9 protein-coding genes and 1 pseudogene are annotated in these 11,621 nt (G+C 70.4%); 3 read left to right on the top strand and 7 right to left on the bottom strand.

Annotated features, from left to right (window positions below; translation table 11 throughout):
- Window positions 1-604: 604 nt before the first annotated feature.
- From ACIQ1J_RS14710 to ACIQ1J_RS14740, 7 genes are all read right to left on the bottom strand, one after another.
- On the bottom strand, window positions 605-2,131 hold the full coding sequence (locus tag ACIQ1J_RS14710) for a sensor histidine kinase (protein WP_403557066.1): 1,527 nt from the start codon (window positions 2,129-2,131) through the stop codon (window positions 605-607).
- Window positions 2,128-2,865 (bottom strand): response regulator transcription factor, encoded by a 738-nt coding sequence (locus ACIQ1J_RS14715; RefSeq protein WP_403557067.1) that lies wholly within the window; start codon window positions 2,863-2,865, stop codon window positions 2,128-2,130. Before ACIQ1J_RS14715 ends, ACIQ1J_RS14710 begins: the two co-directional genes overlap by 4 nt.
- Before the next feature lie 161 nt (window positions 2,866-3,026).
- Window positions 3,027-3,695, bottom strand: a complete 669-nt coding sequence (locus tag ACIQ1J_RS14720) for an ABC transporter ATP-binding protein (RefSeq protein WP_403557068.1) — start codon at window positions 3,693-3,695, stop codon at window positions 3,027-3,029.
- 36 nt (window positions 3,696-3,731) lie between these two features.
- Entirely contained in the window at window positions 3,732-5,183 is a 1,452-nt protein-coding gene (locus ACIQ1J_RS14725) for an ABC transporter permease (RefSeq protein WP_403557069.1), read from the bottom strand.
- Window positions 5,184-5,495: 312 nt separating this feature from the next.
- Window positions 5,496-6,089, bottom strand: coding sequence for a transposase (locus ACIQ1J_RS14730; RefSeq protein ID WP_403557198.1), 594 nt, complete (start codon window positions 6,087-6,089; stop codon window positions 5,496-5,498).
- A 122-nt stretch (window positions 6,090-6,211) separates the two neighbouring features.
- Window positions 6,212-6,820 carry a hypothetical protein gene (locus tag ACIQ1J_RS14735; RefSeq protein WP_403557070.1) on the bottom strand — a complete coding sequence of 203 codons (609 nt, stop codon included), beginning with the start codon at window positions 6,818-6,820 and terminating at the stop codon, window positions 6,212-6,214.
- Window positions 6,821-6,830: 10 nt separating this feature from the next.
- Window positions 6,831-7,880: a C39 family peptidase gene (locus ACIQ1J_RS14740; protein WP_403557071.1), complete on the bottom strand. Its 1,050-nt coding sequence runs from the start codon at window positions 7,878-7,880 to the stop codon at window positions 6,831-6,833.
- A gap of 244 nt (window positions 7,881-8,124) precedes the next feature.
- On the opposite strand from ACIQ1J_RS14740, the pseudogene ACIQ1J_RS14745 reads away from it, so the two are divergent.
- The 3 genes and pseudogenes from ACIQ1J_RS14745 to ACIQ1J_RS14755 all read left to right on the top strand — a co-directional run.
- Window positions 8,125-8,280: pseudogene (locus tag ACIQ1J_RS14745) on the top strand (transposase); the annotation flags it as partial.
- Between the two features lie 924 nt (window positions 8,281-9,204).
- Window positions 9,205-10,554, top strand: coding sequence for a TrpB-like pyridoxal phosphate-dependent enzyme (locus tag ACIQ1J_RS14750; protein WP_403557072.1), 1,350 nt, complete (start codon window positions 9,205-9,207; stop codon window positions 10,552-10,554).
- A gap of 26 nt (window positions 10,555-10,580) precedes the next feature.
- On the top strand, window positions 10,581-11,618 hold the full coding sequence (locus ACIQ1J_RS14755) for a BtrH N-terminal domain-containing protein (RefSeq protein ID WP_403557073.1): 1,038 nt from the start codon (window positions 10,581-10,583) through the stop codon (window positions 11,616-11,618).
- The last annotated feature ends 3 nt before the right edge of the window (window positions 11,619-11,621 follow it).

The raw sequence follows: 11,621 nt of genomic DNA on the forward strand, positions 1-11,621 counted from the left end.
GGCGCGCAGGTCGACGGCGGTGTACTACAACGGCGTCTTCCAGACGTCCAGCGCGCACATGGCCACTCAAGGCCGGGGCGTATACCGAGGCCAACAGCTCCAGGTCACCCACACCTGAGGGACGAGGCGGTGCCGGGCCTCGGACCAGGAGGCCCGGCACCGCCCAGCACGGTACAACGGGCTGAACCGGCCTCCAGGGCCGCCCGCCTGGACGCGAGTCCGGCAGCAGCCGCTCCCGTACGGGCGTCCCCGCGGCCGCCGGGGCGCGGCCTCCTGCCCATCTCTCCCTGGTGCACGCCGCCCGCACGACGATCTCCTTGTCCAGCAGAGGCGCCGAGTCGGCCTTGCGAGCGAGGCCGGCCGGCAGGACGCGCCGCGGGCGGAGGCGGTGCTGCGGCCGGTGGTCCGGCATGCGGCGAGCAGGCGCGGGGCGCGCGGGTGTGTCCAGTAAACGGCTGATCCAGTTTCTGCAGTGGGTCAGTTGGCGGCCGGGGTGAGCAGGTGGCGAACGAGCAGCTCGTGGCCGCCATGCGGGAGCCGCTGCGGGGCCTGCTCGGCAGATTTTCAGCTCCGGCAGGAGCGGTCTGGCGGTCGGTCGCACTACTCAGGCGGCACGATCAGCTCGCAGGGGAAGTGGCAGGACAAGGCGGAAGGTGGCGCCGAGGCCGTGGCTCGGGTCGAGTTCGAGTCGGCCGCCGTGGCCTTCGGCGATGGCGGTGGCAATGGCCAGGCCCAGTCCGGAGCCGCCTCGTGTCCGGGTGCGTGCGGGATCCGCCCGGTAGAAGCGCTCGAACACGCGTGCCGCGTCGGTGGCCGTCAGCCCCGGGCCGTCGTCCTCGACCTCGATGACGGCGACTCGAGTTCCGGCCGGAAAGGGCGGTGCCATGCTGACGCGTCCCGGCACATCTGCGCCACCGGTGCGGGCACCGGCCCGGCCCGCCCCCACGCGGACCTGGATCCGGGTGCCGGGTGGGGTGTGGGTGTGGGCGTTCGACAGCAGGTTCTCAACGATCTGCCGCAGGCGATGGAGGTCTCCCACGACTTCCACCACATCCAGTTCCCCCTCCCCCTCCCCGGCGTCGGCGGTGCGCTCACGTAGGGGGGACAGGCTCACGGCGTGGTCCGGTCGCTGCAGGGCTGCTGCGCTCACCGCGTCTGCTGCCAGGGACAGCAGGTCCACGTGTTCTTGCTGGTAGTCGGGGTGCCGGTCCAGTTGGGCGAGTAGCTGGAGGTCGTCGACGAGCAGGCTCATCCGTTGGGCGTTCTGGACGATGTGCCGGTCGGCTTCCTGCCGTTCCTTCGTGGTGCGGCGGTCGGAGCGCAGTGCAAGCTGGCCGAATCCTTGGATGGCGGTCAGAGGGGTGCGCAGTTCGTGTCCGGCGTCGGCTACGAAGCGGCGCAGCCGTGTCTCGGAGGTCTCGCGCTCGTGCAGGGCCTGCTGGAGTCGGTCGAGCATGGTGTTCAGTACGGTGCCGAGCCGTCCGATCTCGGTGCGCGGGTCGGTGTCCGGCAGCCGCAGGTCGAGCTGTCCGGCGGTGATGGCTTCGGCGGTGCGCTCCATCCGGGTCAGCGGGAGCAGGCTGAGCCGGACCACTTCACGGCCCAGCACCCACACGGCCACCACGGTAATGATGAGCAGCAGGCCGTTGAGCCAGAGGATCTTGGACGTGGCTCCGTCCACGGTGTCGAGCGGCAGGGCGATGACGGCGGTCAGGTCGCGTGGTCCGTCCCGGCGCAGGACGCGCCAGTTTCCGTCTCCGGTGTCGGCCGCCACCGAGGTCGGGCTGCCTTCGGTGGGCAGGCGGTCGATGCTGTCGGGGAGCTGGGGGCCGGGCTTGTCGTCCGTGCCGAGTTTCTGGGGCAGGCGGTTGCCGCTGGCGTCGTAGAAGTAGACGCGGAAGTCCGAGGGCAGCGCCTCGGGTTCCGGCCGGTGGGGGCGGCGTGTGTCGAGGAAGGCGGAGGCGGGCGTGGGCCGGAAGTCGGCGAGCCTTTGGTCGACGCCGTCGAGGAGCCAGGACCGCAGGACGAGGAAGCCGATGAGCTCGGCGGCCAGCACGGCCAGAGTGGCCAGTACGGTGACTCCGAGGACGAGACGCCGGCGCAGCGAGCGGGGGGCGCGGAGGCCGGTCAAAGCTCTGCTGTCCCGTGGCTGGTGCGCGGTACCCGCAGGCTGTAGCCCACGCCGCGGACGGTGTGGATGAGCGGTGGGTCGAAGCGGTCGATCTTTTTCCGCAGGTACTTGATGTAGGTCTCGACCACGCGGGTGTCGCCCGCGAAGTCGTAATGCCACACATGGTCGAGGATCTGGGCTTTGCTCACGACCCGGCCGGCGTTGTCCATGAGGTAGGACAGCAGCTTGAACTCGGTCGGCGAGAGCTGTACGTACTGGCCGGCCCGGTGTACCTCGTGTGCCCTCTCGTCGAGTTCGAGGTCGGCGCAGCGCACGATGGTGTCAGGCAGCAGGGCGCCTGAACCCAGGGTTCGCCGCAGGATGGCCTGGATGCGGAGGAGCACCTCCTCGATGTTGAAGGGCTTGGAGACATAGTCGTCGGCGCCCAGGCTCAGCCCCTGGATGCGGTCGTCCACGCCGGTGCGGGCGGTGAGGAGCAGAACGGGCACCAGGTTGCCGACCGCGCGCAGCCGGCGCGTCACCTCGTAGCCGTCAAGGTCGGGCAGCATGATGTCCAGCAGGATCAGGTCGGGCTGCAAGCGCGCGGCCTCGGCCAGCGCGGCGGCCCCCGTGCCGGTGCTCCGCACGTGGTAGCCGGTGAGACTCAGCGTCGATTCGAGCAGCGTGCGGATGCTGGGCTCGTCCTCGACGACGAGAAGCCGATGCTGCCGCTTCTTGTCGGTCCGCTCGGTCATGTCAGCACTACGATCCGTTCTCTCACAAGGCCCCGGCATCCGCCGCCCCCGCCAGGAGGCTATCCCGCACCGGGCCCGGCGCGGGATAGCCTCCTGGCGGGGGCGGGGGCGGGGGCGGGGGCGGGGGCGGGGGCGGGGGCGGGGGCGGGGGCGGGGGCGGGTCAGGACGAGGACAGGGCGCCCTTGCGGAGCGTGACCGCTCGCGGGGCGTGCTTGGCCAGGTGGGAGTCGTGCGTGACCATGATGAAGGTGAGTCCATCCTCCTTGCAGCGGGTCTGCAGGACGTCCATGATCTCGTCGCGGGTGGACTCGTCGAGGTTGCCCGTGGGCTCGTCCGCGAGCAGAACCTGCGGCTTCTTGACCAGGGCCCGGGCGATGGCCACCCGCTGCTGCTGGCCGCCGGACAGCTCGCCCGGCACGTGGCCCAGCCGCTCTCCCAGCCCCACCGAAGTGAGGGCCTCGGCGGCCAGTGCGCGCCGCTCCTTCGCCTTGACGCCCAGCGGTACGAGGGCTGCCTCGACGTTCTCCTGGGCGGTGAGAGTGGGGATGAGGTTGAAGCTCTGGAAGACGAAGCCGATCTTCTCGCTGCGCAGGCGGGTCAGACGGGCCTCGGGCAGCTTCGCCAGGTCGGCACCGTCGAGCAGCACACTGCCGGAGGTCGGCCGGTCCAGGCCGCCGAGCATCTGAAGGAGGGTCGACTTGCCGCCTCCGGTGGGGCCCTTGATGACCAGGTAGTCGCCTGCGGTGATGGTGAGGTCCACTCCGGCGAGCGCGTTGACGACGCCCTTGCCGCGGGTGTAGCGCCGGGTGACGCCGGTGAGTTCGTACATGGTGTGGTTGCTCCTGCGGAGAGGGACGAGAACGGGTCAGGCGACGCGGGAGAGGGCGTCGGCGGGGCGGAGCCGGGAGGCACGCCACCCGCCGAAGGCCCCGGCGACGAGGCCGCCCGCAACAGCGAGGCCGACGGCCAGGACGATCACGGAGAGGCTGACCGGTGCGGAGAGGACCACATCCAGCGTCCGCGCGGCGGTCTCCTGTGCGGCGCCGCCGGGGCCACCGCCCATGCCGCCACCGCCCCCTGGGCCGCGCATGCCGCCGTCGGAAGCGCCCAGCTCAGCGGAGAGCGAGGGCCCGAAGGCGGTGACCGCCCACGCACCGGCCAGGCCCAGCCCGATGCCCATGGCGCCACCGGCCAGGCCCGTCACGACGGCCTCACCGACGACCTGCCCGGTGACCCGGCGCGAGCGCCACCCCAGTGCCTTGAGGGTGCCGAACTCCCTCACGCGCCGGGCGACGGCGGACGAGGTGAGCAGGCCGGCGACCAGGAACGCCGCCGTCAGGACCACCACGGACAGCCAGCGGCCCACCGTCTCGGCGAGGCCGGACGCGGTGGACAAGGACCCCGAGACGGTGTCCGCCAGATCCTCGGACGTGGTCACAGTGGCGTCCGGAACCGCCTTGAGAACCGCGGACTCCACCGCCCCGAGCTGCTGGGTGTCATTGGCCTGCACGTAGACGGTGGTGATCTTGTCCTTGGCATCGGCCAGGGCCTGCGCCTGGGCGAGCGGCAGGTAGACGTTGGCGGCGGCCTCCCCGCTGGTCGCGGTGGCCACGCCGACGATCTCGAACTTCGTGTCGCTCACCGTCACCGTGTCACCGGTGGTGAGCTTCTTCTCCTGGGCGTAGGCGCTGTCCACCACAGCCATCTTTTCCGACGTCTCCGACGTCTCGAAGCCGCGCCCGTCGGTGATCTCCGAGGAGGACAGCGGGCCCATCCCCGGATGCGCGACGTCGGTGCCGTACACGGTGAAACTGTCGATGGAGAAGTCGGCACCGCCGCCCGTCACCTCACCATCCGAGCCGCCGCCCCGCCCAGCGTCCGGCCGCTGCTGGAACTGGCCGCGGCTGAACTCACCGTCGACCTTCACCACATTGAGGCTGAGCCCGCCCACGGCGTCCGCCACACCGTCCGCCTTCGCCACGGACGAGACCGTAGCGGCGTCCAGAGTCTGCAGGCCCTGCACCATGACCCGGTCACTGCTCTGCCGCTCACCATCTTCCCCGTCGCCACCTGCGTCGAAGCGGAACCGCGGCCGCTCGCCACCGGTCTCCGACGGCGGCTCCGGGGCCTTGGTGACGGTCATGTCGGTACCGAGCCCGTAGAGGGATTCCAGGACTTGTTCCTGGGCCCTCCCCATGCCGGTGGAGACTGCGTTGACCACGATGACAAGAGCAATACCGAGAGCCAGGCCGGAAGCGACGACGAGCGCCGACTTTCTCCGGCGGCGCAGCTCACGGCGCAGATAGGTGAAGAACATGCGCCGCACGCTAACCGGGCCGCCTGGCAGCACCGTGAGCGTTGTGTGAGAGGACGCCGAGAGTCTCACCGCAACGGACACTGTTCTTCGCCGACGATGGCGTCGTTCGATCATCGGGCGGACCAGAGAAGATGCCCACCAGGCGGAGTTCGGGTCAGGTAGAAGGGTGCGGTCTTCTCGTAGCGAGTGGCGCATGTCCTTCACTGGGAGCCCAGCGTCGATCCGCTACCAAGTGAGAGCCGGCGTGCGGGTTCTGCTCCATAGGCGTAAGAGGGCGTCAAGTCCCGTTCCTGATGATGTGGTGTCGCCCGTTCATTGGTGATGGGGCGGTTCCACATGGGCATCCTGTCGTGTGCATGTTGGGCTCGTGGGCATGCAACGGGTGCCGTACGCAACCGACTTGTCCGACGGTGTCCTCGCCGAGTCCGGCCGCCCGGCAGCGGTCCGGGTCGCACGTCCAGGAGCGAGGGATGTACAGCTTCCGGTCCGCCGCCGCGTGCCCGCGCATCCCGCGTATACGAGGTAGACCACGACCTGGGAGTTCTCGATCCGTCCAGCCGTTCCGGTGTACTGGCGCTGGACCCCGACCGTGTGGGTGCCCTTCTGCACGTCGCCGGTCTCGTCGACAACCAGGACCGCGGCATCGTCGTACAGGTGCTCGACGACGTATTCGCGCACGTCATCACGGACCGCGTCGGCATCCCAGACGGCCCGGCACAGCAGATGCTGCATGCCGTGCGGGCTGCTCTCCCCGGCCCATTCCGCGCTCGTCCAGCAGTTCTTGCGCGGCAGGTCCGATGCGAACCCAGCACCAACCGCCCGGCCCGCAGCCGTGGTTCGGCCCGGGCGAACCGGCCCGCGATCCGGCCCATGGCCACCTCGAACGCCTCCCGCAACGGACGGGATCTATGCTGTGACCTGCGGCCACCGTCTCATCGCTACTCCACACAAGTCACGATGATCAACGGTGGCCGCACCCGTCTCCGCACCGGCCCCGACCAGCAAGATCACGATCTACAGCTGGAGTATTAGTTGTGGTCGCCTCCGCTGCCGCCATGGGGCTGTGCCCCCAGCGGGTTCCAGTCACGGGCGTACTCGGCCAGCTTCCGGAAGAACACCGGAGGCGGGACGACTTTGCCCACATCCCCGATCGGTGACGGCTCCAGCGGAATCAGCAGGTCGGCATGGGGCGAATGCAACCACAGCGCGTTCTGATACATCGCCGGGATCCGAAGCAGCCGCAGTTCGAATCCGGCTTTCGCGAGCTGCGGCAACGCTCGCGCCGCTTTCACCGCCGCCGCGGTGGACGCCACGATCTGCCCCTCGCTGAAGGACGGTGCCCCGACTCCCTCCGGCTGGTCCGGGCCCTCAGGGCTCTCGGCGCTGGCGATCACTTCGCCCCCGGACTCCACCAGGAAGCGCCAGCCGGTCGGACGGGCGCGGTCCAGACCGCTGCCGACCTCGGCGGCGTCGGGGCCCATGACGAACACCTGGTGCGGTGTTGACAGTTCCAGGTCCTCCACGCGGGCCGCGTCCAGTTTCTGCAGGCCGGCCCCGCGACCTCTGGCTACCACGCCGAGCGTCGAGCGCGTCTTGTCTCGCGTCCGTGCCGGCGGGTCAGGCATGTTCAGTGGCATGACGGTCCCCTTAAGGCTCGGTGGTATAGCTGTTGACCCATTCTCCGTTGCCGGAGTACCGCACGCAGAAGTCGGCATAGGCGTAATTCTCGACGCTTCCGCCATTACCCGGGTCGTATATGACGACGCGATCCACTCCGCCGACGGACTGGTAGCCGTAGATGATGACGATATGCCCCGGCCGGAGAGCGCCATTCACCCTCCAGTGCAGATCCACGAGGATCGGCCGGTTCTGTGTCACCTGCGCTCTCACCTCGGCGGCCGTCAACGGGCGATTGAGCACCCGATGCCTGAGGCCCATCAACGCCATGGGTCGGTCCGGCCACGAGCCCTGGTTGCAGACACCGCCACCGCTCCCTGGCATCGCCGGCGCCGGACAGCATTGGGCACCCGCGTTGCCGCGGTCGATGGCCAGTGCGGTGGCCAGCCTGCACTGGGTCCAGTCCGACTGCGGGCGATAGTAGCGCTCGACGCTGACCGAGCACGCGTCCCAGCACCAGTTGGTCCGCTGCTGGTGCTGGCCTTGGAAGCCGACCACCTGTTGGTCGACCTTCGAGAGGAAGAACTTCTCGTAGAGGCCGCCTCCGGTGGTCGTGCCGATCTGGCAGTTGACCGTCCCACCGGGCCCGGCGGCCACTCCGGAACCATCCATGCGCATAAAGGTCTTCGCGAAGGATGTGGATTCGAACGAGAACGATCCGTCCGGCTGCTGGTGCAGCCGGAACTTCTCGTCCGAGCCGCCCCTGGCGTTGAACTGGCAGTTCACGAGCCCGCCGCCCTGATTGGTGGGGGCGGTGAACCCCGGGGCCGTCATGCGCAGGTAGACATTCGGAAATGCCACCGACTCCACGGAATACGACCCGTCGCCCTGGCGCCATAATCTGAACGCCTCGCAGGATCCCACGCTGGGTGAGCAGTTCACCGTCCCACCACCGTTGCCGGTCTGGTTGGTTACTCCGCTGCCGTCCATGCGCAGGTGAATGTTCTCGAAATGTGCCGACCTGATGGTGATCGGCGAATCCCCGAGCGTGGCGAGATCAGCTTCGGTCAGGTTGGTCATCGACGATGCCCTCCTCATAGTCGATCAAGCCACCGACGCCCGGAAAGCGCGTGATGGGTCCGTCATCGTCCTACGGGTGGCGAGATCGTACAAGAGGTGAAAATCCGCCTTACTATGGTAATCAGTGGCTGAAATTCGCAATTCGCTGCACCTGGCTCACTGGTGTGCTAAGGCGTGTATTCGGTTGTGACCAATCTGTGCGATTCGCTGTCGTGGCGGGGCCTGGGCGGGTAGGTCTTGGTGGATGACGCGAGTGCAACTGACGGACGAGGAGTGGGAGTTCATCGGGTCGTACCTGCCGATCGGGGAGTACGGCCCGTATCCCGAGCGGCTGCGGCAGCAGTTCGAAGGGGTGATCTGGCGGTTCAGGACGGGCGGGCGCCCCGCTCCAGTTCCGGCCCCGGAGTCCGTACCGCCGCCTAGTGACGGCGCTGCCTCGTACGCTGCCGCATCCGCGGAAGGCGTCGTGACGCCGGTGCACGCGGGCGCCACCGTTGCCGAGGGGCCGCCGCCCGCACGGAACGCCGAAGCCCCAGGCTGCGCCACGGGGAAGCGGAGCACGGGCGGAGCGAAAGCCGGGCGAACCGCCGAGGCGCCCGCAGCGCGCGCCCCCTCTCCTCGCCCGGGTTCCGGGCCCGCCGCACCCGGCCGTGCCCCGTCCCCGCCGCGGCGAAGGTTCCCGAGGCCGACCTGCGCAAGGCTGGCACGCGTCTTCAGCGCCTGCTGAAATTGACCCGGGACCAGCCCAGGGGCCACTGGAAGATCGAAGGCCTTCTCCGCCACGTCGTGACCGCACCTTCCGCGAGGACCACTCCAAGATCCGCACGGGCCGCCTGCCCCGCATCATGGCCGGACTCCGCAACCTCGCAATCGGCATCCACCGCCAGGACGGACAGGCCGGCATCGCCGCCGCCCTACGCCGTGCCGCCCGCGACTACCGAAGGCCCTGACCGCCCTCTGCCTCACCGGATGAACCCGGACACAAGGTGATCATGCCACGGACCCTGCGCGGTGAGGCGGGGTCCGGCTGTTTGATTGAGTATTGAAGTACCTCTTCTGTTTCTCTGTTCCGGGTAGCTGCTTTCGGTAACCGAGCGGAATTGGCTATTCCGCGGGAAGAATATTTTAGGTTTCCGAAAGGGTTTCCAAGAGGCCTTGCACCCACTCTGGGCTGCGCTGCAAATGCCAGTTGAAGGGATCGAATTGGATCATGCCGTCGGAGGTCGGTCTAACGGAATTACTCACTCCCTCTTGACGGTGCGTTAGCCGCTCTGTGATCGTGTTCGGCATTCCGGCATTCCGGCATCCGGTTCTCGGGGGGAACATGTCGAGCAATACGCGTGCGCGTCTCGCCGCGGAATCCGCCGAACACCTCACATCCGCTCCGGTCGAGCTGCCGGCGCGGTGGTACGACTTCCTGCCGGACCTCCCCGTCCCGCTGCCGCCGGTCCGGGACGAGTCGTCGCCGTCGGCCGCCGACATCGCCCGCCAGGTGCGCCCCAAGGCGCTGCTGGAGCAGGACCGGCCCGCCGAGCGGTGGGTGCCGATCCCCGAGCCGGTCGCCGACCTGCTGCGCCGGATCGGCCGGCCGACGCCGCTGCACCGGGCGCGCTCGCTGGAGTCCGCACTGGGCACCCGGGCCCGGATCTACCTCAAGCGCGAGGACGTCCTGCCGACCGGCAGTTTCAAACTGAACTCGGCGATCGCACAGGCCCACTACGCGGCCGAGGAGGGCCGCACCACGCTGGTCACCGAGACCGGCGCCGGCCAGTGGGGGATGAGCGTCGCCCTCGCCGCCGCGCTGCACGGCCTCGACAGCGAGGTCTTCATGGTCCGCTGCTCGCTCGACCAGAAGCCCTACCGCCGCCACTACATGGAGCTGCTCGGCGCCACCGTCCGCGCCTCGCCGTCGCCGGACACCTCCGTCGGCCGGGAGCTGCTCGCGCGCGTCCCCGACCACCCCGGGAGCCTGGGCACGGCTATCAGCGACGCGATCCGGCACACCCTCGACCTCGGCCCCGCGGCGGCCTACCTGTCCGGCAGCGGCGTGCCGCACGTGTACCTGCACCAGACCCTGCTGGGCCTGGAGGTCCAGGCCCAGCTGGAGGCGCTGGACGAGCCGGTCGGCGTCCCCGGCCGGGGCGACCATCTCATCGCCTGCTCGGGCGGTGGCAGCAACCTGTGCGGGCTCATCGGCCCGTTCCTCGCATCGGTCGGCGACGGGAGCCGCGAACTGCGGCTGCTGGCCGCCGAGTCCACCGCGGCCCCCCGGCTGACGGCGGGCAGCTACCGCTACGGACGCTCCGACCTCGCCGGGCTCACCCCGGAGGTCCTCGGCTACTCCATGGGCCCCGACTTCGTCCCGCCCCCGGTGCACACCGCCGGGCTGCGCAACCATCACAGCTCAGCGGCCGTCAGCCTGCTGCGGCACCACCGGTGGCTCGACGCGGTGGCCGTGGAGGAGCGGAGCGCCCTGGAGGCGGGCCTGCTGGTCCTGCGGACCGAGGGACTGCTGCTCGCGCCGGAGACCACCCACGCGCTGGCCGCCGCCGTCGACGTCGCGGCCCGGGCCGACCAAACCGGCGGCGAACCGGTGATCGTGGTCCTGGCCAGCGGTTCGGGCCTGCTCGACCTGCAGAGCTATCACCAGGTGCTCGCCGGCGGCGCCCGGTGAGCGCGGCGCGGTCGGCGGGCCGCCCCGTGAGCGCGGCGCTGGACGGCCTCCGTCCGGAGCCCGGCGTGCACTGCGAGACGACGATGCTCGGCACGATGCTGCGGCACGCCGGCGCCGAACTCTCCGAGGCCATGCTCCTCGGCCTGGGGGAGGGGATCGACGCCCAGTACTTCCCGCCCCTGCCGGGCGTCCCCGCGCCCCCGATGCTGACCGGGCGGACCGGCCCCGGGCTGATCGCCGAGCGGGCCTGCGCCGCCTTGGGCCTCGGCCTGACGAGCCTGCGCGAGGCCGACGACGCGGCCGCCCAGGCGCGGGCGGTCGAGGCGCTGCGGGCGGGCCGGGTCGTCGGGGTAACCGTCGACATCTTCCACCTCGACTACTTCGCCTCCCGCAACCACTTCTCCGCCCACTGCGTCGCCCTGCACGCGCTCGACGACACCACCGCGTACGTCGTCGACACCGCCCAGCAGGGCGGCGCGGTGGAGCTGCCGCGGGAGTCGCTGGCCAGGGCGCGCGCCTCCGCCGTGGGCTTCATGCCGTCGCCGCGGCAGCACTGGCACCTGGAGGCCGGCCCGGGCGCGCTGAGGGTCGGCGCGGCGGACCTCGTCCCGCTGCTCTGGCCCGCCGTCCAGGGCGCCGCCGCCCGCTTCCTGGACCCCGGGCGCGGCGCGGACCGGGGGATCGCGGCCCTGCGCCGGGCCGCCGAGGAGCTGCCCGGCTGGGGGCGGCCGCCGCGCGACGCGCAGACCTACCCGGAGGTGGCGCGGTTCTGGCGGTACGCGGGGACGGGCGGCACCAACTTCCGCGGTCTGTACGCCGCGTTCCTCGGCGAGGCGCGGGACCTCACCGGCGACCCGGACCTGCCGGCCGCCGTCTCCGCGTTCGAGGCCGTCGTGGCGTCGTGGACGGAGCTCGTCGACCACCTCGCCGCGCACACCGGGGCGCCGGACCGCGTCACGCACCTGGAGGAGGCCGCCGCCCGGCTGCACGCCGTCGCCGACCAGGAGGAGGCCGTCCTCGGCCGGCTCTTGGAGCTCGCCCGCGACCGCGTCCGGGTCCGGTGAGCG

Source organism: Streptomyces sp. NPDC097107 (assembly GCF_044762405.1).
Taxonomy (GTDB): Bacteria; Actinomycetota; Actinomycetes; order Streptomycetales; family Streptomycetaceae; genus Streptomyces; species Streptomyces thinghirensis.

Bases quoted from the DNA above. Each gene is read 5' to 3' on its own strand.
- ACIQ1J_RS14750 (WP_403557072.1), top strand. From the start codon at position 9,205: ATGTCGAGCAATACGCGTGCGCGTCTCGCCGCGGAATCCGCCGAACAC.
- ACIQ1J_RS14735 (WP_403557070.1), bottom strand. From the start codon at position 6,820: ATGCCACTGAACATGCCTGACCCGCCGGCACGGACGCGAGACAAGACG.
- ACIQ1J_RS14725 (WP_403557069.1), bottom strand. From the start codon at position 5,183: ATGTTCTTCACCTATCTGCGCCGTGAGCTGCGCCGCCGGAGAAAGTCG.
- ACIQ1J_RS14720 (WP_403557068.1), bottom strand. From the start codon at position 3,695: ATGTACGAACTCACCGGCGTCACCCGGCGCTACACCCGCGGCAAGGGC.
- ACIQ1J_RS14715 (WP_403557067.1), bottom strand. From the start codon at position 2,865: ATGACCGAGCGGACCGACAAGAAGCGGCAGCATCGGCTTCTCGTCGTC.
- ACIQ1J_RS14740 (WP_403557071.1), bottom strand. From the start codon at position 7,880: ATGACCAACCTGACCGAAGCTGATCTCGCCACGCTCGGGGATTCGCCG.